25 protein-coding genes are annotated in these 24,448 nt (G+C 63.9%); 21 read left to right on the top strand and 4 right to left on the bottom strand.

Annotated features, from left to right (window positions below; genetic code table 11):
- Window positions 1–3: 3 nt before the first annotated feature.
- The 14 genes from FJ527_RS11385 (at window position 4) to FJ527_RS11320 (ending at window position 13,541) form a co-directional block, all read left to right on the top strand.
- Window positions 4–624: a hypothetical protein gene (locus FJ527_RS11385; RefSeq protein WP_140823140.1), complete on the top strand. Its 621-nt coding sequence runs from the start codon at window positions 4–6 to the stop codon at window positions 622–624.
- Window positions 621–1,991, top strand: a complete 1,371-nt coding sequence (locus FJ527_RS11380) for a MotB family protein (protein WP_140823139.1) — start codon at window positions 621–623, stop codon at window positions 1,989–1,991. The genes FJ527_RS11385 and FJ527_RS11380 overlap by 4 nt, the downstream gene beginning before the upstream one ends.
- Window positions 1,988–3,364 (top strand): chemotaxis protein MotC, encoded by a 1,377-nt coding sequence (locus FJ527_RS11375; RefSeq protein ID WP_140823138.1) that lies wholly within the window; start codon window positions 1,988–1,990, stop codon window positions 3,362–3,364. The genes FJ527_RS11380 and FJ527_RS11375 overlap by 4 nt, the downstream gene beginning before the upstream one ends.
- Window positions 3,361–4,740 carry a flagellar hook-length control protein FliK gene (locus tag FJ527_RS11370; RefSeq protein WP_140823137.1) on the top strand — a complete coding sequence of 460 codons (1,380 nt, stop codon included), beginning with the start codon at window positions 3,361–3,363 and terminating at the stop codon, window positions 4,738–4,740. The genes FJ527_RS11375 and FJ527_RS11370 overlap by 4 nt, the downstream gene beginning before the upstream one ends.
- A complete protein-coding gene (locus FJ527_RS11365) occupies window positions 4,670–5,257 on the top strand; it encodes a transglycosylase SLT domain-containing protein (protein ID WP_181166342.1) in 588 nt (195 codons plus the stop codon). The genes FJ527_RS11370 and FJ527_RS11365 overlap by 71 nt, the downstream gene beginning before the upstream one ends.
- Window positions 5,258–5,480: 223 nt before the next feature.
- Window positions 5,481–6,149, top strand: a complete 669-nt coding sequence (locus FJ527_RS11360; protein ID WP_015315897.1) for a response regulator transcription factor — start codon at window positions 5,481–5,483, stop codon at window positions 6,147–6,149.
- Window positions 6,150–6,228: 79 nt separating this feature from the next.
- On the top strand, window positions 6,229–7,488 hold the full coding sequence (locus tag FJ527_RS11355; RefSeq protein ID WP_140661810.1) for a flagellar hook protein FlgE: 1,260 nt from the start codon (window positions 6,229–6,231) through the stop codon (window positions 7,486–7,488).
- A gap of 27 nt (window positions 7,489–7,515) precedes the next feature.
- Window positions 7,516–8,970, top strand: a complete 1,455-nt coding sequence (flgK, locus tag FJ527_RS11350; protein WP_015315895.1) for a flagellar hook-associated protein FlgK — start codon at window positions 7,516–7,518, stop codon at window positions 8,968–8,970.
- Between the two features lie 3 nt (window positions 8,971–8,973).
- Complete coding sequence (locus tag FJ527_RS11345; RefSeq protein ID WP_015315894.1) at window positions 8,974–10,017, top strand: flagellar hook-associated family protein; 1,044 nt, start codon at window positions 8,974–8,976, stop codon at window positions 10,015–10,017.
- Between the two features lie 28 nt (window positions 10,018–10,045).
- On the top strand, window positions 10,046–10,393 hold the full coding sequence (gene flaF / locus FJ527_RS11340) for a flagellar biosynthesis regulator FlaF (RefSeq protein ID WP_015315893.1): 348 nt from the start codon (window positions 10,046–10,048) through the stop codon (window positions 10,391–10,393).
- Entirely contained in the window at window positions 10,390–10,833 is a 444-nt protein-coding gene (gene flbT, locus FJ527_RS11335) for a flagellar biosynthesis repressor FlbT (protein WP_015315892.1), read from the top strand. Before flaF ends, flbT begins: the two co-directional genes overlap by 4 nt.
- Entirely contained in the window at window positions 10,833–11,240 is a 408-nt protein-coding gene (gene flgD / locus FJ527_RS11330) for a flagellar hook assembly protein FlgD (protein WP_140661809.1), read from the top strand. Before flbT ends, flgD begins: the two co-directional genes overlap by 1 nt.
- 13 nt (window positions 11,241–11,253) lie before the next feature.
- Window positions 11,254–11,520 (top strand): flagellar biosynthesis protein FliQ, encoded by a 267-nt coding sequence (gene fliQ, locus FJ527_RS11325; RefSeq protein ID WP_013893193.1) that lies wholly within the window; start codon window positions 11,254–11,256, stop codon window positions 11,518–11,520.
- A 377-nt stretch (window positions 11,521–11,897) separates the two neighbouring features.
- Window positions 11,898–13,541 carry an MFS transporter gene (locus tag FJ527_RS11320; RefSeq protein ID WP_015315890.1) on the top strand — a complete coding sequence of 548 codons (1,644 nt, stop codon included), beginning with the start codon at window positions 11,898–11,900 and terminating at the stop codon, window positions 13,539–13,541.
- Window positions 13,542–13,564: 23 nt separating this feature from the next.
- Here the strand turns inward: FJ527_RS11320 and FJ527_RS11315 are convergent, their stop codons facing one another.
- Window positions 13,565–15,346: a chloride channel protein gene (locus FJ527_RS11315; RefSeq protein WP_140823136.1), complete on the bottom strand. Its 1,782-nt coding sequence runs from the start codon at window positions 15,344–15,346 to the stop codon at window positions 13,565–13,567.
- Window positions 15,347–15,588: 242 nt separating this feature from the next.
- Window positions 15,589–15,888, bottom strand: a complete 300-nt coding sequence (locus FJ527_RS11310; protein WP_140789075.1) for a putative quinol monooxygenase — start codon at window positions 15,886–15,888, stop codon at window positions 15,589–15,591.
- A gap of 115 nt (window positions 15,889–16,003) precedes the next feature.
- Here FJ527_RS11310 and flhA point away from each other — a divergent pair, with 115 nt between their 5' ends.
- From flhA to FJ527_RS11295, 3 genes are read left to right on the top strand one after another with little or no spacing between them, the layout of a single operon-like run.
- Window positions 16,004–18,091 (top strand): flagellar biosynthesis protein FlhA, encoded by a 2,088-nt coding sequence (gene flhA, locus FJ527_RS11305; protein WP_140823135.1) that lies wholly within the window; start codon window positions 16,004–16,006, stop codon window positions 18,089–18,091.
- On the top strand, window positions 18,088–18,840 hold the full coding sequence (gene fliR, locus FJ527_RS11300) for a flagellar biosynthetic protein FliR (protein WP_140619428.1): 753 nt from the start codon (window positions 18,088–18,090) through the stop codon (window positions 18,838–18,840). The genes flhA and fliR overlap by 4 nt, the downstream gene beginning before the upstream one ends.
- A 1-nt stretch (window position 18,841) precedes the next feature.
- Window positions 18,842–19,225, top strand: a complete 384-nt coding sequence (locus FJ527_RS11295) for a hypothetical protein (RefSeq protein ID WP_140823134.1) — start codon at window positions 18,842–18,844, stop codon at window positions 19,223–19,225.
- A 30-nt stretch (window positions 19,226–19,255) separates the two neighbouring features.
- Here FJ527_RS11295 and FJ527_RS11290 read toward each other — a convergent pair whose 3' ends face one another.
- A complete protein-coding gene (locus FJ527_RS11290; RefSeq protein ID WP_140823302.1) occupies window positions 19,256–20,125 on the bottom strand; it encodes a DUF1194 domain-containing protein in 870 nt (289 codons plus the stop codon).
- A gap of 44 nt (window positions 20,126–20,169) precedes the next feature.
- Window positions 20,170–20,454, bottom strand: a complete 285-nt coding sequence (locus tag FJ527_RS11285; protein WP_246677707.1) for a hypothetical protein — start codon at window positions 20,452–20,454, stop codon at window positions 20,170–20,172.
- 150 nt (window positions 20,455–20,604) lie between these two features.
- On the opposite strand from FJ527_RS11285, the gene FJ527_RS11280 reads away from it, so the two are divergent.
- The 4 genes from FJ527_RS11280 to FJ527_RS11265 all read left to right on the top strand — a co-directional run bounded on the left by FJ527_RS11280 (window position 20,605) and on the right by FJ527_RS11265 (window position 24,267).
- Window positions 20,605–22,584 (top strand): BTAD domain-containing putative transcriptional regulator, encoded by a 1,980-nt coding sequence (locus FJ527_RS11280; protein ID WP_015315882.1) that lies wholly within the window; start codon window positions 20,605–20,607, stop codon window positions 22,582–22,584.
- A gap of 120 nt (window positions 22,585–22,704) precedes the next feature.
- Window positions 22,705–23,277 (top strand): rod-binding protein, encoded by a 573-nt coding sequence (locus FJ527_RS11275; protein ID WP_015315881.1) that lies wholly within the window; start codon window positions 22,705–22,707, stop codon window positions 23,275–23,277.
- A 13-nt stretch (window positions 23,278–23,290) separates the two neighbouring features.
- The gene (locus tag FJ527_RS11270; RefSeq protein ID WP_015315880.1) at window positions 23,291–23,716 is read left to right on the top strand and encodes a hypothetical protein; all 426 of its coding nucleotides are present in this window, start codon (window positions 23,291–23,293) and stop codon (window positions 23,714–23,716) included.
- Window positions 23,717–23,745: 29 nt separating this feature from the next.
- Window positions 23,746–24,267 (top strand): hypothetical protein, encoded by a 522-nt coding sequence (locus FJ527_RS11265; protein ID WP_015315879.1) that lies wholly within the window; start codon window positions 23,746–23,748, stop codon window positions 24,265–24,267.
- Window positions 24,268–24,448: the final 181 nt, after the last annotated feature.

Here is a 24,448-nt window from a genome sequence, read left to right as displayed (position 1 = left end):
ACCATGCCCTCCGCAGCCCTCTTTGATCTTCTCCCGGATTTCGGCACGCGCGCGCAACGCGCCAGCCAGCCGCAGGCCACCGCCGAGCACAAGCCCGAGGCGGCAGCACCGACGGCCGATATCGGCACGCTGATCGCCGAAGCCGTTGCCCAGGCGGAGGCGGCGCTCGGCGAACGGCTTGCCGCGGCCCATGAAGCGGCGCTGCAAGCGGAACGCCAGGCAAATGCCGAGGAAGCAAAGGCCTTTCTCGACAGTTTCGGCGGCGATGTCGGCAAGGCGGTCTCGTCGCGCATCGACGCCATGGAGGGGCGCGTGACGGATCTTGTCGCCGCCACTGTCGCCCGCATCATCGGCGGCGTTGTCAGCGACGATCTGCGGAAGCGCTCGCTCGAAGCGCTCGCCGGCGCGATCCGCGAAGCAGTTGGCGACGACGAAGCGGTGCGCATTGCCGTTCGCGGGCCGCTCTCGCTGTTCGAAACGCTGAAGGCGTCGCTTGGGTCCCGCGCCGCAAACCTCGACTTCATCGAGGCGCCCGGCTTCGACCTGATGGTCACCATCGACGAGGCCGTGTTCGAAACGCGCATGGCCGAATGGTCGGTAACCCTGTCCGAGGTCCTGTCATGAGCGTCGCCGAAGCCGATCATGGCAGGCGCGAGATCATCATCGTGCGGCGCGGCCATGAAGACCACGACGAAGGTCATCATGGCGGCGTCTGGAAGATCGCCTTCGCCGACTTCATGACCGCCATGATGTGCTTCTTCCTGGTCATGTGGCTGATCAATGCCGCCAACGAACAGACCAAGACGGCCGTCGCCAGCTATTTCAACCCCGTCAAGCTGGTCGACCGCGAGTCGAGCCGCAAGGGCCTTAAGGATCTCGGCAATGGACCGCGCACGGCCGGGCCGACGGCCGACGACCCGCAGGAAGCGACCACCAAGACTGGACAGGACGGCACCGGCGCCGCGGGCTCGTCCAATCGCAAACAGGACAAGCAGGAGCCGCAGCAGTCGCAACAGTCCGACGAGCATCTTTTCGCCGACCCCTATGCGGTGCTTTCGGAGATCGCCACGGATACCGGTGTCATGCAGAATGTCAGCCAGAAGGGCGATGGCGGCGCGCAGAATTCCGGCCCGGCGACGGGCGCCTCGGGTGGCGCGTCCTACCGCGATCCTTTCGAGCCGGACTTCTGGTCGCAGCAGGTCGCCGCGCCCGGCGCCGAGGCGAGTGCCCAGCGCCCCAGGGTCGAGGGCGATCCGCTCAAGCCCGGCGACAAGGCTGCCGAGACACAGATCGCCAAGGTCAAGGCCGTGCCACCGGCGCCGCCGATCAAGGATGCACCACTGGAGCCCCTAGCCGGGGACGGCAAGGACGCCGCGGCGACAATGGTCAAGACTGCTGATGCCAAGGCCGGCGATACCAAGGCCGAGGCTGGAGACGGCAAGGCCGCGGACATGGCCAAGGCGGGCACGACCGCTGCGATGCAGGAGGCCACACAATCCGAGGCGGCGGACAAGGCTCCGACCGCCGCGGCGCGCAAGGCGGCCGCCGACGTCAAGCAGCAGCTGGCCGATGCCTTCAAGCCCGGCGATAAGCTGCATGACGGCGTCTCGGTGGAAGCCACCGACAAGGGTGTCGTCATCTCCATCACCGATCAGCTCGACTTCGGCATGTTCGAGGTCGGCTCGGCGGTGCCGAGCCGCGAACTGGTGCTGGCGATGGAAAAGATCGGCCGCATCGTCAACGGCCAGAAAGGCACCATCAGCATCAACGGTCACACCGATGCGCGTCCCTTCCGCGGTGCCAACTACGACAATTGGCGGCTGTCGACGGCGCGCGCGCACTCGGCCTATTACATGCTCGTGCGTGGCGGCGTCGATGAACGCCGCATCACCGAGGTTGCCGGCTTCGCCGATCGCCAGCCCAAGGATGCCGCTGATCCGCTGTCGGCGGCCAACCGCCGCATCGAGATCCTGATGGCGACCGGCGGATGAAACGGGCGGCGCTCACCAGCCGTATGATAGGCCTGTTGCTGCTGGCCACGGCTTGTCCCTCTGCGGGCCTCGCCCAGGACACGCTGCAGCCTTATCAGCTGGTCCGCTCGTTGCAGCTCGTTCAGGACCGCATCGCGGCCGGCGATCATGCCGCGATGCCGATGCAGGCCAAGCTGCTCGAGATGACCGATGCGCGGTTGCGTGCGGCGGACGCCGAGGATTTCAAGGATCCCAAGAATTTTCGGGCGTTGCTGGTCTACGGCATGAGCGGCGGCAATCCGGTGACCGTCGAGGCGGCCGTGTCGCGCGCCGCCTCCGATCCGCGGAACCTTGCCATGGCCAAAGGGGTGATCGACTATCTGAACGGCCGGCCAGGCGAGGCGATCGAAGCCCTGAGGCCGATCGACCCGATGACCCTGCCAGGCGACCTCGGCGCGTTCCTCGCTTTGGTCAAAGGCTCATTGCTTGCCACGGATCAGCCGGCGGCCGCACTCACGCTGCTCGATGAAGCCAAGCTGCTCAGCCCCGGCACTCTGGTCGAGGAAGCGGCCTTGCGGCGCTCGGTCGGCATTGCCGTGACGCAGGGCGACGCGGCGCGGTTCGCGCTTGCCTCCACCCAATATGTCGAGCGCTACCTCTATTCGCCTTACGCCAGCCAGTTCGCCGACTCCTTCGTCTCCGGCGTCATTGCACTGCATATGTCGATCAGCCAGGACAAGCTGGCCGACATCACCTCGATGATGGACCCCGAGCGCGAGAAGGTGATCTATCTGCGTATCGCACGCCGCGCCGCGATTGACGGCATGAGTGACTTGTCGGCCTTCGCCTCGGCGCGGGCCGAACAGGGTCGCGACGGCAACACCAATCAGGGCGATCCGCGCGCCCTGCTCTATTCCAGCCTGTCCACGGTGACCTCCGATACCATCGAGGACGTGCGCACCAAACTTGGCAAGATCGACCGCAGCAGATTATCGGACGGCGACCGGGCCTTGCTCGACGCGGCCCAGGCCATCGCCGGCGAAGTGGTGGCGCCGCCTGCTTCCCTTCCGGTCGCAAATCCGGCGCCCGCGCCGGTCGTACCATCGCCCGAACCCGAAATTGCGGCCGCATCGACCACGGATGCCGCCGGATTGCCACCCGTCGAGGGTGCCGTGTCCGAGAAGCCGGCCTTGGCGCCCCTGGCCGCTGCGCCCGCTGCGCCCGCTGCGCCGAACACATCCGCGCCGGCAACCGACGCGGCAACCGTCCTGCCGGCATCGGCCCCGGCGGTCGCGGCCAGCGCCGACACGACAGACCCGACCGACGCCGCCATGACGAAAACCCGTCGACAGCTAGACCTGATCGACCAGATGCTTGGAGCCGCCCCGAAATGACCCCCAGCCTCGGCCCGGCCCTGCCCGGATTTACCGCCGCGCGCACGGCCGAGCAGCCGGCCGCGTCCGGAAAGAAGGACGACACCGGGTTCGGAGGGATGGTGCACGGCGGCGCAAGCCCTGCCCATTCGGAGAAGCAGCCACCGGCCGAGCCAGGCTCCCGCGATCCGCGGTGGAGCAAGCTTGCCGCGGAGCTCGCGGCAAAGGCAGGCGAGGACGAGCCTAGGCCCGCCGGCAAGGCAAGGACCACGCCGAGCGGATCGTCTGCCGCGAAATCCATGAAGGACGGCAAGGACGCCGGGACGGACAAGGATGCCGATGCCGACGCGCCGGCCGCCGAATCGGGCGCGACGCCACTCGACGAGCATCTAGCGCTGCTGATGGCGTTTCATGACCTGCGCCATTTCTCGACATCGACCAAAACGGCCGACCAGAGCGCGGCCGGAACGGGACAGGACGCCGCGGTCGTTGGACAGCTTCCGCCGAAGGCCCACCGGCAGAAATCCGCCGCCGGGCGTGACGGTCTCGAACCCATGGCCAAGCCCGAGCGGGTATCGCTGGTCGACGGACCGTTGACGAAACTCGACGGCCGGCTCATTCGTGATACCGCCGGCACGCCGAAACATGACAGTACGATCGCGGCCGGCCCCTTGCCCGAGGCGCCTGCGGAGGTGCCGGGCGTGGAGACGAAGCAGGCGGCGCCGCAGTTGAAATCGATCGCCGATCTCCAGTCCGCGTTGCGGTCCGAGCCGGGAAAACAGCAGTCGGCGGCGGCACGCATCGACGTCGTTTCCGAGCGCAGCTTCCCCGCCCCGCCGCAGGCACCGATAAGCCAGGCAGCCCTCAACGTGATCGGCGCCATTTCAGCCGATGGCGGTCCGAACCAGGCGCTTTCCACGGCCTCCGCGACCGCTCAGCTGACAGGCTCTGTTGCCGTTCCGACACATGTGTTGAAGATCGAACTTCACCCGGCCGAACTGGGCATGGTGACGGCCCATCTTCGGCTCTCCGGAGAACAACTGTCGATTGAATTGAAGCCCGAAACACACGATGCCTATCGCCAGCTTTCCAGTGACAGCGAGGCGATCGTCAAGTCGCTGCGCGGGCTGGGCTTCGAGGTTGACAAGGTCACCATTCTGCAACCTTCGGTAGCAATTCCCTCTACAACCCGCACGGATGCAACCGCCTCGATGAGCGCTGCACCCGGCCGCGATCCGTCATCCTTCCAGCCCGGAAATTCCGGCGGCGGCAACAGTGGAACCGGCGGCCAGCAGTCAGGTCAGCAATCCGCAAGGGGTAATCATGATGAAGCGCAAGCACATGGCCGCGCCGCTTCGCCTTCTCGCGAGCGCGCTGGCGGCGGTGTTTTTATCTAGCCTCGCGAGCAGCGCAGGCGCCGCCACCAATCCTTGCGAACCCGAGATCCTGCGTGCCGCCGACCGCTATGGCGTGCCTGCCGGCATCCTCTATGCCGTCGGGTTGACGGAAACCGGAAACAAGGGCAGCCTTCAACCCAATGCCTTGAATATAGAGGGAAAAGCAGTCTTCCCGAGAAGCCGGGACGAAGCACTTGCCGCCTTCGCCAACGCCCAGCGCGAGGGCAAGACGCTGATCGATCTCGGCTGCATGCAGATCAACCATCGCTACCATGCCTCGCATTTCCGCAGCGTCGAGGACATGCTCGACCCGCGCCAGAACGTCGACTACGCGGCACGCTTCCTGGCCAGCCTCCATGCCCGCCATGAGACCTGGTCCATGGCCGTCGCCCGCTATCATGCCGGACCCGACAACGACCCGGCGCAGAAGGTCTATGTCTGCAGGGTGATCGCCAACATGGTGGCCACCGGCTTCGGCAAATGGACCACGAACGCACGCGTCTTCTGCAACCCGTAAGCGCATTTTCCACTTCTAATACGTCAGTCCCGTGGCTGCGAAGCGGTCGATTCGACTTGGCCGAGACTTGGACCCGCAAGCATATCTGGCTGCACGCTAATGCAACCGATACGATTCCGGACTCCCAAGAAACTAGTTACAAGAAATGACGGTTGTTCAGGATTCCCGCCAGCGGATACGCCTTTCCCCACGGGGCAAATGTGCTGATTCGGAGGCGGGGCCGATGATCGTTATCGTTGACGAGCGAGAGCTCGTGACAGAGGGCTACAATTCACTTTTCGACCGCGAGGGGATCGCCTGCGCCGGTTTCGCGCCGGGCGAGTTCGGCGAGTGGGTCAACTCGGCCGCCGACACCGATCTGCGATCGGTGCGGGCCTTCCTGATCGGCGACTGTCGCGACGGCGCGATCTCGCCGCGCCAGATCCGCGACCGCACCGGAGCTCCGGTCATTGCGCTCAGCGAGCAGCATTCGCTGGAAAACACGCTGCGGTTGTTCGAGAGCGGCGTCGATGACGTCATTCGCAAGCCGGTGCACATCCGCGAAATCCTGGCCCGCATCACCGCCATCCGCCGCCGCGCCAGCGAGGACGTCGCCTATACCGAGATCGGCGCCATGCGCATCTTCATGGACGGCCGCGATCCCGAGATCGACGGGCAGCCGCTGCCCTTACCGCGCCGCGAGCGCCGTATCCTGGAATATCTGGCGAGCAACCGTGGCCGCCGCGTCACCAAGACCCAGGTGTTCAATGCCATTTACGGCATCTTCGACGAAGAGGTCGAAGAGAACGTGGTTGAAAGCCACATCAGCAAGTTGCGCAAGAAGCTGCGCGAGAAGCTGGGCACCGACCCGATCGATTCCAAGCGCTTCCTCGGCTACCGGCTCGTGTTCTGATGCGGCACCGCGCCAGCCTCGCGCAAGACAGGACGCGTAGCCTCGAAGCCAGTGGCATGGATATTGCGGAGACATCTCGATGAGCCTCTACGGAATGATGCGGACCGGCGTTTCGGGCATGAACGCCCAGGCGAACCGCCTGTCGACGACAGCCGACAACATCGCCAACTCCGATACCACCGGCTACAAGCGGTCCTCGGCCGAATTTTCGACATTGATCATGCCGTCGACCGGTGGCGCCTATAATTCCGGCGGCGTCACCACCACGATCCGCCAGGCGGTCAGCGATCCGGGCGTACTTCAATACACGACCTCGGTCTCCGACCTTGCCGTCAGCGGCGATGGTTTCTTCGTCGTCCAGGATCCAAGCGGCACGCCTTTCCTGACCCGCGCCGGCGCCTTCGTTCCCGACGCACAGGGCCGGCTGGTCAATGCCGCCGGTTTCCAGCTGATGGCCTACAGCTACGCCAATGGCACGCCGGCGGCCACGGTGAACGGCTTCGAAGGTCTCGAGCCGGTTGTCATCTCCGACCAGGGACTGACCGCGACGCCGAGCACCCAAGGCAATTTCAGCGGCAATCTGCCGGCAGGTGCGACACCGGTCGCTGCCATCAACCTGCCCAGCACGAACTCGGCGGGAGCGCAGTATACTTCGAAGTCGTCGATGGTCGCCTATGACAATCTCGGCAACAAGAAGTTGCTCGACGTCTATTTCACCAACACCGGCGCAGGCACCTGGGAGGTGGCGGTCTTCGACCAGTCGAAGGCGACAGCCGGAACTGGCTTCCCCTACGCTGCCGGCGGCGCCCTGGGCACGGCCAACCTGACCTTCGATACCACCACCGGCAAGCTCACCGGCACCCCGACCGGCATTTCATTCACCGTACCGGGCGGCGCCAGCCTTGCCCTCGACCTGTCAAAGCTGACCCAGCTCGGCACCGGCTTCACCGTCACCGACGCCCAGGTGAACGGCAACGCGCCGAGCACCATCGACAAGGTGCAGATCAGCAAGGACGGCACCATCTACGCCCAGTACAAGGATGGCACCTCCAAGCCGCTCTACAAAATTCCGCTGGCCGACGTGCAGAGCCCTGACCAGCTCAAGGCGCTGCCTGGCAATGTCTACGCGCAAGGCACCGACTCCGGTGCGATCCGTGTCGGCTTTGCCAACGAAGGCAAGGCCGGTTCGATCATCTCGGGCGCGCTCGAAAATTCCAACGTCGATATCGCGGAGGAATTGACCGACATGATCGCGGCCCAGCGCAGCTACACCGCCAATTCCAAAGTCTTCCAGACCGGTTCCGACCTGATGGACGTCCTTGTCAACCTGAAGAGATAAACCGGGCTTCGCCCGTGAAAGACCAGCATGTCGCTTTCCTCCGCACTGAGCATCGCCCAATCGGCGCTTCTGGCCACCTCGCGGCAGACAAGCGTCGTCACGCGCAACGTGGCAGACGCCGACAATCCGAACTATTCGCGCCGCATCGCGCTGGTCACCAGCACGACGCCCGGCGCGCGTTCGGTTGATGTCCAGCGTGCGGCCAACGACCTGCTGTTTCGCCAGAACCTCGGCGCTCTGTCCGCCTATGCCGGCCAGAGCGCGCTCTACAACGGCATGGATCAGCTCGACGTATCGGTGAATGGCGTCGACAACGCCTCCTCGCCTTCGACAGCGATCGGCAATCTGCAGCAGGCGCTGCAGCTATACGCCACCTCGCCGTCCAACCAGAATCTTGGCTCGAGCGTCATCGACGCGGCCAAACAGGTCGTGCGGTCCCTGAATGAAGGCTCCAAGGCCATTCAGGATTTTCGTACCCAAACCGACGGCCAGATCGATACCGCCGTCAAGGATCTCAACTCGCTGCTCAACCAGTTCCAGGATGCCAACACCGCGGTCATGTCCGGAACCCGTTCAGGCACCGACGTTTCCGATGCGCTCGACCAACGCGACGCATTGTTGAAGAAGATCGCCAATTACATTCCGGTGTCGACTTTCACGCGTGGCGACAACGACATGGTCATCACCACGGGTGACGGCACGACATTGTTCGAGACGATCCCACGCACCGTCAGCTTCGCCCCGTCTTCGGGGTACGCCGCGGGTGCGGCCGGCAACACGGTCTATATCGACAACGTACCGGTCTCGGCGGGCAGCGGCGGCAACACCACCGCCAGCGGCACCATTGCCGGCCTGCTGCAATTGCGCGACGGCGTCGCCTCGACCATGCAGAGCCAGCTCGACGAAACCGCGCGCGGCCTGATCACCGCCTTTGCCGAAACGGCACCGTCGATGCCCAATGCGGCGGGCCTGTTCACCTGGTCGGGCGCACCGGCGGTGCCAGCCGCGGGCACGCTCGTCGACGGCCTTGCTGGAACGATCAAGATCAATGCCGCGATGGATCCCAGCACCGGCGGCAACCCGACATTGCTGCGCGATGGGGGGGCCAATGGCGTCGCCTACGTCGCCAACACCACTGGCGGGGCTTCATACTCCAACCTTCTGGTCGCCTATGGCGACCAGCTCGACAAGCCGATGACGTTCGATCCCTTGGCCGGGATTTCGGCAACCTCCAGCGTTGCCGACTACGCCGCCAATTCGATCGGCTGGTTGCAGGGCGTTCGTCAGCAGGCTTCGACCGCCGCCGACGCCAAGGAAGCCCTGGCACAGCGCAGTGCCGATGCCTTGTCCAACGCAACGGGCGTCAATGTCGATCAGGAAATGTCGCTGATGCTCGATCTCGAGCACACCTATCAGGCATCCGCCCGGATGATGAAGACCATCGACGACATGATGACGGCGCTGTTGAGCGCGGTGGGATAAGCCATGACCTTTGTCTCCTCTGCTGCCCTTACGAATGCCATGCGCTATCAGCAGATGCGCATGCAGGCCGATCTCGTCAAAGCCACGAAAGAGTCCTCGACCGGCAAGGTCGCCGATGTCGGTCTGGCACTTGGTGGGCGTACCGCCCAGTCCGTCACCTTTTCGCGCGACCTCGACCGGCTCAACGTCGTTGTCGATTCCAACGGACTGGTGGCCGCCCGGCTCTCATCCACCCAGACCTCGCTCGGCCAGCTCTCCAGCGTCGCGCAGACTTTCCTGTCCAGCCTGACCACCGCGTCGTCGGGCGACAACTCCGACAGCCTGACCCAATCGACCGGCCAGACAACGATCCAGCAGCTTACGTCGATCCTCAACACCAGCGTCAACGGCGAATATCTGTTCGCTGGCACCAACACCGACGTCAAGCCGATCAACGATTTCACGGCCGCCGGCTCTCCCGCCAAGGCTGCCTTTGACGCCTCCTTCGTCGCCAAGTTCGGCTTCCCGCCCAGTGACCCGGCCGCGGCCAACATCACCGCGGCCCAGATGGACGATTTCATCACCAACGATGTCACGCCGCAGTTCCTCGGCGCGGGCTGGCAGACCAACATGTCGAATGCGACCGACCAGCAGATCGTCAGCCGCATCGCGCTCAACGAAACCACCGAGACCTCGACCGGGGCCAACAGCGACGGCATCAGGAAGCTCGCCATGGCGGCGGCCTTGGTCTCCAGCCTGATGTCCACCAACATCAGCCAGGCGGCGAAGGACACCATCATCGACCACTCGCAGAAATTGGTCGGCGAGGCGCTGAGCGGCATCGCGCAGGTCCAATCCCAGACCGGCATCGTGCAGAAGCGCGTCTCCGATGCCAGCGACCGCATGAAGACGCAGATCGACCTGTTCGAACGGCACATTCTGGATCTCGAGGCAGTCGATCCGGCGGAAGCGGCGACCCGCGTCGCCAATCTGACGCAGCATATCGAGACGTCTTTCGCCCTGACGGCGCGCCTGCAGCAGCTCAGCCTGTTGAATTACCTGACCTGACACCTCCAGCGGAACGGTAGAGCCACCGATGTACCAATTCTCCTACGCCGACGTTCAGAGCACCTCCGTCGCGGACGCCAAGGACCGCGAGCGGGACCTCCTGACCCGCTCGATCGACATGCTGTCGGCCGCCGCCGCGGCAGGCCAGCATTCGATGGAGGCGGTCGAGGCGCTGCATTTCACCAATCGCGTCTGGACCACCTTCGTCGAGGATCTCGGCTCCAGCGACAATGCGCTCCCCAAGGAATTGCGCGCCAACCTGATCTCCATCGGCCTGTGGCTGCTGCGCGAGGCCGAGGACATCCGCCAGGGCCGCACCGACAATTTCGAGGGGCTGATCGAAGTATCCCAGATCATCCGTGACGGCATTCAATGACCAACACGTTGAAGTTATCGCTGAAGCCCAATGAGAAGATCTACATCAATGGCGCGGTCATCCGCGTCGACCGCAAGGTCACCATCGAGCTGATGAACGACGTGCAGTTCCTGCTCGAGAGCCATGTGATCCAAGCAGACGACGCGTCGACGCCATTGCGGCAGCTCTATTTCATCGTGCAGGTCATGCTGATAAACCCCGCTGGTGCCGACGAAGCGCGCGAGATGTTCCGTCGCTCGCTGCCACTGCTCATTGCAAGTTTCGAAGACGCCGAGATCGGCAGCGCGCTGAAACAGGTCGACCGCATGGTCGGCGAGGATCACATCTACGAGGCCCTGAAGGCGATCCGCTCGCTTTATCCTCTCGAACGCCGCGCGCTTGGCGGCAATGACGATGTTCCGGGCGCCGCGCGCCCGCTGGCCGTGGGAGCACGATACTGATGACCGTGGACATGACGACGACGGTGCCGGTTGGCGCCAACCAGACCACCACGTCGACCTCGAAGACGGCGGTCGACTATCAGTCCTTCCTGAAGCTTCTGATCGCGGAGATGAAGAACCAGGATCCGACCAAACCGATGGATTCGACGGCGTATGTCGCCCAGCTCGCCACCTTCTCCCAGGTCGAGCAATCGGTGCAGACCAACACCAAGCTCGACCAGATCATGCAGTCCTCGGCGCTGTCGCAGGCCGACGCTCTCATAGGCCGCAACATCACCTCGGCCGATGGCAAGACAACGGGCACGGTGGCGTCGGTTACGCTTGGCAGCAACGGACTGATCGCGGTGTTGCAGGATGGCACCACGGTCCCTGTCGGCGCGGGCGTGTCGATCAAGCCGGCGAGCTAGGCCAACCGCCGACATGAATGAGGCCGACGCACTCGACATCGTCCAGTATGCGGTGTGGACGGTGCTGACCGCATCCGCTCCGGTGGTCCTGGTCGCCATGGCGGTCGGCATTGGCATCGCCTTGATCCAGGCGTTGACGCAGGTCCAGGAAATCACCTTGACCTTCGTGCCCAAGATCGTCGCCATCATGCTGGTGGTGGCGCTTACGGGTCCCTTCATCGGCGGCCAGATATCGGCCTTCACCAATGTCATCTTCGAGCGCATCCAGAACGGTTTCTGAGCGATTTCCAGCAAGGGTGCTCGACGCTTCCGCCCAGATTTGCGCCGGGATGGAACGCAGCTAGCAGGCGTCCGGGTTGCGGCTAATGCATTTCGCCCGGAAGTGGTTCCCGGTTCCGGAACAACGACCTGTATAGAATCAGAAGCTTACAGCAAGGTCGGGCGAATCCTGTTCGCCGCGACATGCTGTGGAGTGCCATTCAGGGCGCGACGGTTTGCGGTGGCGGCGCCAGCGTGTGGCCCTTCGCTATCCCCTTGTTGGACCATGATCTTCCCTGCAAGGCATTCGCCCTTTGCGCCGCGATGCCATAGTTTCGGCAAATCATGCGGGGAAACGGATTCCCGCAAGGATCAGCGCGCCGTGGCAGGAACCCATCCATGATTGACGAGAAGCCGGATAGCGAAAGCGTCTCGGCGCTGGCGCCGTTCCGGCATGGCATCTTCCGGGCCGTATGGGGCGCGAGCCTCGTCTCCAATTTCGGCGGCTTGATCCAGGGCGTCGGCGCCGCCTGGATGATGACCACCATCGCCACCTCGCCCTATCAGGTCGCCCTGGTCCAGGCCTCGACCACCTTGCCGATCATGCTGTTCGCGCTTGTCGCCGGCGCCATCGCCGACAGCTTCGATCGCCGCAAGGTGATGCTGGTCGCCCAGACCTTCATGCTGGTCGTTTCGGTGCTTTTGACCGCGTTCACCTATTTGGACCTGATCACGCCGTGGACGCTGCTGGCCTTTACCTTCCTGATCGACAGCGGCACGGCACTCAACAGCCCGTCATGGCAGGCCTCCGTCGGCGACATCGTTCCGCGCAACAAGGTGCCTGCCGCCGTGGCGCTGAATTCCATGGGCTTCAACCTGACACGCAGCGTCGGCCCGGCAATCGGTGGCATCATCGTCGCGGCCGCCGGCGCGGCCGCGGCCTTCGCGGCGAACGCGGTGAGCTATGTCGGGCTTATCGTCGTGCTCGCACGCTGGAAGCCGGATCTGCCGGCCTCGACCTTGCCGCGCGAGTCATTGGGGGCCGCCATGGGCGCCGGCCTGCGCTACGTCGCCATGTCGCCCAATATCGGCAAGGTGCTGGTCAGGGGCGCCGCCTTTGGCTTCAGCGCCGGCGCGGTGCTGGCGCTGCTGCCGCTGGTGGCGCGCGATGTGGTCAAGGGCGATGCGCTGACCTACGGCATCATGCTGGGCGCCTTCGGCATCGGCGCCGTCGGCGGGGCGCTGATCAGCGTGCGGCTGCGGCAGCTGCTCTCCAGCGAGACGATGGTGCGCTGTGCCTTCGCCGGCTTTGCGGCCTGCGCCTTCAACGCCGCCGTCAGCCAGCATGCCTGGCAGACCTCGCTCGGCCTGCTGGTCGGCGGTGCCTGCTGGGTGATCGCGCTCTCGCATTTCAACGTCACCGTGCAGATGGCGACACCGCGCTGGGTGGTCGGCCGGGTTCTGTCGGTCTACCAGACCGCAACCTTCGGCGGCATAGCACTGGGCAGCTGGATCTGGGGTGTCGTCGCCGACGCGCATGGCGCCGAGACGGCGCTGATCGCCGCGGCCATCGCCATGCTGGCCGGGGGCGCCATCGGCCTCGTGCTGCCGCTGCCGCAACAGCAGGTGCTCAACCTCGACCCGCTCAACCGCTTCAAGGAGCCGCACCTGGCACTTGACCTGAAGCCGCGCAGCGGTCCGATCGCCATTATGATCGAATACATCATCCGGCACGAGGACGAGGCGGAATTCCTCGCCACCATGGCCGAGCGCGGCCGCATCCGCCGTCGCGACGGCGCCCGCAACTGGACACTGGCGCGCGATCTCGAAAATCCGTCGATCTGGATCGAGCACTACCACACGCCGACCTGGCTCGAATATGTCAGGCATAACGGTCGCATCACCCAAGCCGACGCCATGGTCGGCGAACGCTTGCGGGCGCTGCACTCGGGCAACGAGCCGCCGCGCGTGCGCCGCGTCATCGAGCGCCCGACGACCGCCGGCACCGCGTTGGTGATGGCCAAGGGGCCGATCGAGCACTGACGAATTCGAAGGTTCGCGGCGCCTCACCCCTCGCCCGACAGGTCCCGCCGCGCCTTTTCGAGTTCCTCGGCATAGCGCCGCATCAAATGGCCCTCGGTAAGCAGCCCGAGCACGATGTGGTCGGCGAAGTCCTCGACCACGGCCAGTTCCTCGGCGCCGGCGCGCTGGAAGGTCTCGGCGGCAGCCTGCACGTTCATGCTGGGCACCAGGACGGCATCCTTGTACTGGGCAAGGTCGCGCACCGGCACCTCGCCCCCGGAGGGATCGCTATGCAGTTCGGCCACGATCAGCACGCCGACATACTCATCCCCCGGGTCGACGGCGATCACGCGCTGGGCCGAACCCAGCGGGAATTCCTTGCGGAAGGCGGCCAGCGTCGTCGACGCATCGACGGTCTTGATGTCCTCGCGCATCATCGAGCCGACGGTCAGGCTGCGCATCCAGCCGACATCGTGGGCGCTGCGGATCGTCTCGCCGCGCAGGTGGAAGCGCCAGGTCGAGAACGAATAACCGAAGGTCTCGCGCACCAGGATCGCCGCCATGATCGAGGCGGCCAGCACCACGCCGGTGAGCGTCAGGTCGCGGGTCGATTCCAGCGCCAGGAAGGTCATGGTCAGAGGCCCGCCGACGACGCCGACGGCAAGCGACGTCATGCCGACAACGGCGGCGACGGAGGGGTCGATACCGGTCGCCGGCGACACGAGCGCCATGACACCGGCGAACGACTTGCCGAGCAGCGCACCAAGGAACAGCGAGGCGAAGAACAATCCGCCGCGAAAGCCCGAACCCAGTGAGATCGCCGACGCCGCCAGCTTCAGCACGAAGACGCTGGCCACCACCGCCAGCCCGTAATTCATGGCGAACTCGCGATGCAGCGCGCCGTGGCCGCTGGACAGGACCTGCGGCGTGATCAGGCCGAGGAGGCCGACCAGCACACCACCGATGACGGGGCGCAGCGAGGCGTCGACCGACAGGCGGTTGAACCCACGCTCGATCAACGTCACGAGTTGCATGATGGCGATCGAGGCAGCACCGCCAAGCAGGCCGAGCAACAGGAAAGGCACATATTGGCTGGCGGTGAGTTGCGGCAACCCTGAAAGCTCGAGCGGAAAGGGCACGCCGCCGAACACTTCCGCCGTCAGCGACGCCGAGATCGCGGCCGTCATGACGGGGGCGACATTGGCGACCGAGTAGATGCCGATGACCAGTTCGAAGCCGTAGAAGGCGCCAGTCAGCGGCGCGTCGAAGGCGGCCGATATGGCGCCGGCGGCACCACAGCCGACCAGGATGCGGACGTCGTTGCGGCGCAACCGGAAAGCGCGCGCCAGCCGTGAGGCGACGCCTGAGCCGACCTGCGTATAGCCCGCCTCCAGACCGACCGAAGCGCCGAAGCCGCTGGAAATCATCGTCTGCACGACGATGATGAAGGTATCGGTCAGAGACATGCGCCCGCCATAGAGCGCGTTGGCCTCGATCGGATCGACCGGCGTGCGGAATTTCCGGAGCCTCAGCCAGACCACCGATATCCCGAGCAGGATACCGCCGATCGCCGGGATCAGCGCCTGTATCGGATTGGCGAGCGAGAACATGCCAGACAGGCGCCCGCCGGGCTGGACGCCGAACAGCAGCCCGTGCAGGTCCTGTACGATCTGGCTCATCGCGGTGACCAGTATGCCGGCTATGACGCCGACAACGCCCGCCAGCATGACCACGGCGATGCCGCGTGCCTCCAGCAGAGGGACTGACCTCAAAAGAACCGCGCGCAGCCGGCGGGCGTAGACTTGGGGTTGGTTTCTGGAAAGCACCGGGGCGGCTCGCCGATATCAAGGCAAAGGAAGACCCGCCTGATACGCCGCGCGGCACGTCGTGACAACCACAACGCCGACATCAAAGGCGCCATTATGGCCGCGAAACCGCCCGATCCGGCCTTTCCCGCCTTTCCCGCCTTGGGCGGGCGGGGCTGCCCGCCAGTTGCGAATTCACCATGCCCTTTCGGCACGATGCGTACACCGAGCCGGAGCCGGCGAGGATCTAGCCGCCGGACCGCTCAGGTCGGCATGGCTTCGCCGGCCTCGTAGAGCACGAGATTGCGCTCGCCAATGCCGAGCCCCGGCCAGCTCGCGCGCCAGTCGGCAAGATGCGGCGAGCGGAAATGCGCATCCAGGGCCGGTCTGGCGCGCCACACCTCGGTGATCCGGATCAAGCCGGGATCGAGCACATCCTGCGCATAGGAATATTCAAGGCAGCCGTCCTCGGCGCGGCTGGCGCGAACCATGCGCTCCATCACCGGCCTTGCCTCGTCGAACCTGTCGGGCGGCAGGCGGATCGTACCGATGATCAGCAGCATGAAGTGTCCTTCGCGAGAGAGTCGATCCCGTCACTCTCCCACCCTCGCGCAAGCTTGGCCAGCTACCCTCGCCGGGCTGTCGCATGCTCGGCAGCCCAGGGGTTCGAGGACGAGAATGGCGATCAGCGAAAGCATCCAGCCCGGCGCGGTGGCCAAGAACGGCCGCGACGTCTTCTTCGCGCTCGGCATCGTCGTCATCCTGGCCGTTCTGTTCCTGCCGATCCCGGCCTTTCTCATCGACATCGGGCTTGCCTTCTCGATCGCGCTTTCGGTGCTGATCCTGATGGTGGCGCTGTGGATCCAGCGGCCGCTCGATTTCTCGTCCTTCCCGACCGTGCTGCTCATTGCCACCATGCTGCGCCTGTCGCTCAACATCGCCACCACGCGCATGATCCTGTCGCATGGCAATGAGGGCACGCACGCCGCCGGCTATGTCATCGCCGGCTTCTCCAAGCTGGTGATGGCCAGCGATTTCGTCATCGGCCTGATCGTCTTCATGATCCTGATCGTGGTGAACTTCATCGTCATCACCAAGGGCGCCACCCGTATCGCCGAGGTCGGTGCGCGCTTCACCCTCGACGCCATCCCCGGCAAGCAGATGTCGATCGACGCCGACCTCTCCGCCGGCATGATCGACGACAAGACCGCGCAACTGCGCCGCCGCGAACTGGAAGAGGAATCCTCCTTCTTCGGTTCGATGGACGGCGCCTCGAAATTCGTCCGCGGCGACGCCATCGCCGGCCTCATCATCACCGCCATCAACATCGTCGGCGGCATCGCCATCGGCTACATCAGGCACGGCATGGGCATGGGCGAGGCCGCCGACGTGTTCATCAAGCTGTCGGTCGGCGACGGTCTCGTCACTCAGATCCCGGCGCTCATCGTCTCGCTCGCCGCCGGCCTGCTGGTCTCCAAGGGCGGCACGCGCGGCTCGACCAACCAGGCCGTGTTCGGCCAGCTCGGCGCCCATCCGCGCGCGCTCTACGTGGCGGCCGCACTGCTGGTGCTGCTCGGCCTGATGCCCGGCCTGCCGCTGTTCCCGTTCTTCGCGCTCGCCGCCGGCATGGCCGGCCTCGGCTATGTCATTCCAATGCGCCACAACCGGGCCGTCGCCGAGGCCGAGGCGCTGAAGAGCCAGGAAAAAGCGAGCAAGGCCGAGGAAGAAAAGAACTCGGTCAAGGCCTCGCTCGCCACCGCCGAGATCGAACTCCTGATCGGCAAGCAGCTTTCGACCCGGCTCCTGGTCTCGCATCAGGAACTGGTCTTCCGCATGTCCAAGATGCGCAAGAAATTCGCCCAGCAGTATGGCTTCGTCGTGCCGGAAGTGCGCGTCGCCGATGACTTCGCCATCCCGCCGAAAAGTTACCAGATCAAGGTGCACGGCACCGTGGTCGCCGAATATTCGATGCGCGTCGGCGAGATCATGGTGCTGCTCGGCAACCGCGACATGCCCGAAATCCCCGGCGAGGAAATTCGCGAGCCCGCCTTCGGCATGCGCGCCTACTCCGTCATGGAAACCTTCGCCGAGGATCTGAAGCGCGAGAACTTCACCTTCGCCGACAACATGTCGGTGCTGCTCACCCATCTCTCGGAAGTCATCCGCAACAACCTGCCGCAGCTCCTGTCCTACAAGGACATGAAGGCGCTACTCGAACGCCAGGACCAGGAATACCGCAAGCTCGCCGACGAGATCTGCACCACCCACATCTCCTATCCCGGCCTGCAGGCGGTGCTCAAGCTGCTGCTTGCCGAACGCGTCTCGATCCGCAACCTGCATCTCATCATCGAGGCCATCGCCGAGATCGCGCCGCATGTGCGCCGCACCGAGCAGATCGTCGAACATGTGCGCATCCGCATGGCCCAGCAGATCTGCGGCGACCTCTCCGAAGGCGGCGTGCTCAAGGTGCTGCGCCTCGGCAACCGCTGGGACCTTGCCTTCCACCAGAGCCTCAAGCGCGACGCCAAGGGCGAGGTGCGCGAATTCGACATCGATCCGCGCCAGTTGGAGGAATTCGGCCAGGACGCCACCAAGGCGATCAAGAAACACCTCGAAGCCGGCGAGCGTTTTGTCCTCGTCACCGCGCCCGACGCCCGCCCCTATGTGCGCATGATCATCGAGCGCCTGTTCACCACGCTGCCGGTGCTCTCCCATGTCGAAATCGCCAAGGGCGTCGAGATCAGGGTGCTCGGGACCATATCGTGAGCGTTCTCTCGCAGGCCGTCGTCATCGCGGCGTTCCTCGCCTTCTGCCGCATCGGCGCCTGTTTCATGCTGATGCCTGGCCTGTCCAGCGCCCGCGTCCCGGTCCAGGTCAGGCTGTTCGTCGCGATCGCCGCCACCGGCGGCCTGCTTGCCTTCCTGTGGGACAAGATCTTTCCCTTCGTTGATCCGCGTCCGCAGATCCTGGTGCCGATGATCATCTCGGAGTTGCTGGTCGGCGGGCTGATCGGCGCCATGACCAGGCTTTACATGGAGGCGCTTCGCTTCATGGGCTCGGCCATCGCCATGCTGATCGGCTATGGCGGTTCCGGCGGACCGGCGATCGAGGAACCGGAGCCGCAGGCAGCCCTTGCCGCCATCATTTCGTTCTCGGCGCTGCTGATGCTGTTCGTCTTCGACTTCGATCACGAGATCGTCCGCGCCCTCGTGGCGTCCTACACGGTCGCGCCGGTCAACGTCTTCTTCAACCCGCAGGCGGCGCTGGTCGACATCACCGACACCGTGTCGGACACTTTCTTCCTGGTCATCCGCCTCGGCAGCCCGTTCGTCGCCTACGCCATTCTCGTCAATCTGACGATCGGCTTCGTCAACAAGCTGACGCCGCAGATCCCGATTTATTTCATCTCGCAGCCCTTCGTCATGGCCGGCGGCATGCTGATCTTCTATTTCGCCGCCGGCACCATGCTGTCGCTGTTCGTCGACGGCTTCGTCGACCTCACGCTGGCGAGGTGACATGAGCACGCGCAAGGATCGCCTGAGGAAACTGGTCAAGGTGCAGGAACAGCTGAAAGCCCTGCACGAGACCCGCCACGCCACCTTCGTCGCCGCGGCAAGCGCCGCCGAGACCGAGGCCCGCGAATTGATCAGCCATTTCGACCAGGACAATTCCCTCTCCAGCCTGTTCCCCGATCTCTATCATCGCCGCATCGCCCAGGCCGTCGTGCGCCAGGAGGAGAGCCTGGAAAGCGCCAGGCAGGAAGCCGGCCTCATCGCCGCGGCAACCGCCCGCACGAACATGGTCGAGCGCGCCTACAGGGACCTGCGCAACCGCGACGAGCGCGAGACATCAGACCGCGAGCGGCTTGACCTGATCGCGCAGAAGCGGGGACAGGAGTAATTGGCGGAGCCGGAACGTTGCCCGAACTCATCAATGTTGCGTAGAGAGTCCATCCGCCTGCCGGCTAACGTCCATGCTTACTTCCGTAACCAGCTTGCGGCGAAGGGCCATCACATAGTCACTCGGTCCCTTCGGCGTTATGACGAAGGCTTGGGAGCCGCCAATGACCGATTTGGCAAAATAGGATGCCAACGGTTGATCGGGATCCTCATCCTGCGTTGGAATGGCAATCGCGTTGATTGTATACCCCTTGGCAACGGCGTTCAGCCTGCTCGGCTGAACAGGAAGCCCATCATTATTCTCGCCGTTGGCTGAGATGTCGATTACTTTCTTTGCTGCCGTTCCCGGAAACTGGTCGAGCAGAAGGGTACCGACATCAATAGCCGACGATACGGACGTTCCGCTCCGCCCCCGACGGGCGAAGCCGGTATCTCCTTTCTTGCTAATCACCGATGCGGCCGCTCTGGCGTCTTCCAGCCCGCAGATGTTTGTCCACGGCAGCACGACGCGTGAGTGTCCGGGACTTGACCACTCAAAGTAGGCAACGCTGATGCAGCCGACGTAATTGCGCGCGATGGCGGCGATGATCTCTGGAGAAGTAAGTGCCGCAGCATGACCTTCGCGCTGTAGATCGGCGACCTTTGGATCGACCGAGGATGAGAAATCGACAGCGAATACTACGGCAACATCGACGTTGGCCGCCCAGGCCTGCGGCGCCCAAACCACCGAAGCTCCAAGTGTCCCTACCAGCGCCAAAAATAGGCCGGCACGCTTTGCTGGCCCTTCGGCTGACCGCTCTGTCCCCGATATCAGGGTACCCCTGCATATCGCGCACGCCTGCTCGCGAAAAGAGGCCGCTACGGACAGGGCACCTACGCCCCGATGCATACTACCCAACATGTTATTCTCCACCTCAAGAACGGGCATTTTCAAACAGCATTTTTTCAACATGTGGAAATCTCGCGAAGAGCCTTGCTCCGCACGCCGAGCAGCAGCAGATCCGCCTTGGTCCATAGAAGGTAACAGCCCAGCAAAGTCAGTTGCATGGCGAGCGCCGCGAAGGACTCGCCCAACCAGACCCGCGGGAAGGTCCCCCCGAGGGCTACGGTTGTCGCTAGCATTGCCGGCAACCGGCTGGCGAGCACTGCACTACGGAAGGGATCGGGCCAGGCGAGGCCCCATATAGCGGCCGCCAACAGCAGCAGCAAATTGGCTCTGATCTCAGACACCCGGCACCCCTCAAGCCAAGTTCTTGATGACTCGGCCCCCTAACTCGCCGGACCTAGACGATCCTGCATCACGGCAGCGCTTGAGGGTGGGGCGCTACTGTTTGCGAAGCGTTAGTTTTGAGTTAGAATTTCGTCAGGCGGGGAGAGCAAATGCAAAATGAAGAGAAGGACGAGACAAATAGAATCTCACTCTTCGGTGGTTTCAGGATCGAAAATGCCATGGCGGATTCGCTCCGGCTGACAGGAAAACGAGGGCCTGCGATCATCGCTTATCTGTCCCGGTCTCCAGGCATGGCAGCGACACGGGAGAGGCTGGCTGATCTATTCTGGAGTGACAGCGATAGCGAACACTCCCGCAACAGTCTGAGGCAAACCCTCAGTATTCTGCGCCGGGATTTATCGCGGGCAGGCGTGAATCTTATCCATTCCCGCGGGGAATCGATTGGCCTCACGCCAGACGCGGTTCGGGTTGACGTGGACGAGTTCGAAGCAGGCCTCACGGCCCGTTCTGTGCCGGAACTCGAAAAGGCTCTGGCGAACTACAACGGGCCGTTCCTCGACGGGTTTTATCTGGGAAGCGATGGGTTCGATGGCTGGGTCGCATCCGAACGCGACAGATTGCTGAGCCGCGCACTTGAAGCTTTCGAAAAATTGGCCCGTCTCGTTGACACGGAAACCGGAATCATACTGGTCGATCGCGTTCTCGTCATGGAACCGACGCGGGAAGAGGCCTATCGGCTCAAGATGGAATTACTGCTTGCGTCGGGTCAACGCGACAGGGCGATCAGGACATACGAAGTTTGCAGAAGCATGTTGAAGAAAGAATTCGGGGTCGAGGTCGGCCCGGAAACGCGAGCGCTTTGGCAATCCATGCTGTCTGCCGATACGGCGTCGAATACACAGTCGGCAAATACTGTTCCAGCCAACCAGCGCCACGGGCGCCCATCGATCAGCGTTGCCGACTTCATCAATCTGACCGGAAAGCAAGGCGACGACTTTTTCTCCAAGGGGCTCATGCAGGATATCACCACGGCTCTTTCCGAGGTGGCCGATTACGTCGTGCTCTCCGCACAGCCGCCTGCGGAGAAAAGTGGTGCCGAAGGAACCAAGATCCCGGGAACGCTCCGTGCGCGATACGTGCTTAGCGGCAGCGTCCAGAGATCGGGCAATGGGCTGAGGGTGAACATCCAGCTTGTCGATGCCGCTGGCGGCCACAACGTCTGGGCCCAGAAGTTCGACGGGCAGTCCGAGAATGCGCTCGAATTCCAGGACAGGATCGCACAGTCTGTTGTCTTGGCCGTGATCCTCGACCTTCAACTGACCAACTGGAAAGTCCGCGACAAGAGCCCGCCTGGTCCCCCCGAAGTGCGCAGGTTGGTGAACGAAGCTTTGATGAAGTATTTCGAGATGACCCGGGACTCGCTTCTGATCGGGCTAGAACTTGCCGAGAAAGCTGTCTCCATAGGCGCCGACAACGCGCGTGCGAAGCGGACGCTCTCGATTATAATTTCAATGGGCGTGGCGTTCGGCTCGTTACCTAGGGAGCCGGGCCAGATCGAGCGGGCGGTCGAGCTTGCGGCGGCGGCGGTACGGGCGGTGCCTGACGACGAAATTGCCCGCTGCATCCTGTCATTCGCGCTCGAAAGCTGTGGCCGCATCGACGAAGCGATCGCCGAATGCCAGCACGCGATCAGTCTCAATCCAAGCTATCCGACCGGCCACGGCGACATTTCGATGCTGTTGGCATTGCGCGGAGAGGTAAACGAAGCAGTGCGAGAGGCGAACGAGGCAATCCGGCTCGGAACGCATGACGTCATCGATTTCTGGCGTCATCATGGCTTGGTTGTCGCACTGTTTGCGGGCGGCGACGATCGGCGGGCGCTCGAAGTCGCCCGCAGGGTGGTCAGGACAAAGCCGGGATTTGTTCGCGGCGCCCTTTACTGGGCCGCGTCCGCGTCGGCGACCGGAAACAACGAAGAAGCCTCTAGGGCCATACACCATTGCCTGTCACAACTTCCTCATCTCAACCTGGGCAATGTCTGCCCCGGCTTTGTGCCTCGCTATGTGAAGGATCATCATCACGCGAGATTCCTCGAAATGCTGTCGAGAGCTGGCCTTCCTGCTTCCTGACGGAAGGTGGCTAGACGGCTTGGACCCGGAGAAACCAGATCAAGCCCGCCTCCGCAAGCCTGCCACAAGCTTGTTGAGGCATGGTCCTGGCTAAGGAAACCCGGCAAAAGGCGGACCTTCTTGGCGATTTCTCCACCCAGCGACATCGTGATGGATGTCGCCCGAGCTGCCGATCCGATGGATATCGAGGCTGCCCGCGCCGCGCTGACCAAGCGCGCCGGCAGCGTCGCCGGCACGTTTTCGGTCGACACTGCGGCTTCGCTCGATGCCGGCTCGATCCTGTCGCGCGAGACGGCGGACAAGGCCGCCGCGACAGCCGACCCGGCCAAGAAGTTCAAGAAGTTCGAGGCGATGGTCCTGCAGACCTTCATCCAGAACATGCTGCCCAAGGACACCGAGGGCGTCTATGGCACGGGTCTCGCAGGCGACATGTGGAAATCGCAGCTCGCCGAGCGTGTCGCCGACGTCATGGCTGACCGCGGCGGCATCGGCATCGCCAAGTCGCTGCTCGCCGACCACTACATGGACGGCAAGCGCAAGATTCCGATCGGCCCGGTCTCGAATGGGCCGGAAAAAACCGAGATCGATCAGCAGACCCGTCTGTCCACCTCGCTCGTCCAGGAGCTGCAGCGCAAGGCCGCCAAGTCGATGACCGGCGACGAGACAACCAAAAAAACAGACATCAAGATCTAGGACTGGGAAACACATGGCCGACTCTTCGGAATTCACCGCCAAGCTGCCCGCGCGCACCACCGCGTCGGACGCACCGACTCCTTTCGCGCGGCCTGGAAACCTTGCCGCCATCATCGGCCGCATCGAGGAGGTGGTCGAGGAAGAGACCGCCGGCATCCGCAGCGATACAAGCTATGACCTCAAGGCGTCGAACGCCCGCAAGAGCCGCTATCTCTACGAGCTGACCCGGGCCATGAAGGGCGGCAGCGAAGCCGAGTTCCTCGAGCAGCACCGCGAGGGCCTGACCCGGCTGCGCCAGAAGCTGGCGAAGAACGAAGCCGCTATCCTGGCGCATCTGAGCGCCGTCAACGAGGTCGCCAGCCTGCTGCGCAGTGCCATCCAGCGCGCCGAGACCGACGGCACCTACTCCGCCGGCGAGTTCGGCAGGATGAAAGGTTAGAGCGCGGCAATGCCGAGCTCGCGTTCAAAATGATCAAGGTCATCGCCATAGCGGTCTGGATCTGCGCCGCCACGCTCGGCGCGGTGTTCTATTCGTTCCAGGCCGCCGGTGAACAGGGCGTCGGTGAGAAACCCAAGCCGATGCTGGGCGGGCTGGACTACGTCAAGACCGACATCATTTCGGTGCCGCTGATCCACGACTCCAAGATCGACGGCTATTTTCTGGCCAAGCTCGTCTACACCGTCGAGCCGGAGCAGATAAAGAAGCTGTCGATCCCGGCCGAGGCGCTCATCACCGACCAGGTCTACACCTACCTCTACGCCAACCCCCAGATCGACTTCACCAAGAAGGCGACGCTCGACCTCGATGCCTTTCGCGCCGCGATCCGCGACACGATCAACACCCGGGTCGGCGCAACCCTGGTCCATGAGGTCCTGATCGACCAGGTCAATTTCCTGAGCAAGGATGAGATCCGCGACAACTGGCTGCGTCGGCGGCAGGATGCCAGCACCCAGGCGACCGAGACTCCCAAGCCGGTCAGCGCGCACTAAGCCATCGGCCCGGTGCCGGTGGCCCTAGAGCAGTCGGCGTTGGGGCCAATCCCTGCAATTCGCGTTGACGTAAACGTCAATCCGAAGCTATATGCGGCAGCGATCATGATCGCCAGTGATGCCGCATGAACTTCGGCTGGACCGAAGTGCGTAGCGTGACAGATGCAACCAGACAGGGAGA

It is taken from the genome of Mesorhizobium sp. B2-4-18, from assembly GCF_006441385.1.
Taxonomy (GTDB): domain Bacteria; phylum Pseudomonadota; class Alphaproteobacteria; order Rhizobiales; family Rhizobiaceae; genus Mesorhizobium; species Mesorhizobium australicum.
The sequence above is the reverse complement of the archived record's forward strand: the minus strand, read 5'-3'. Positions and strand labels throughout refer to the sequence as shown.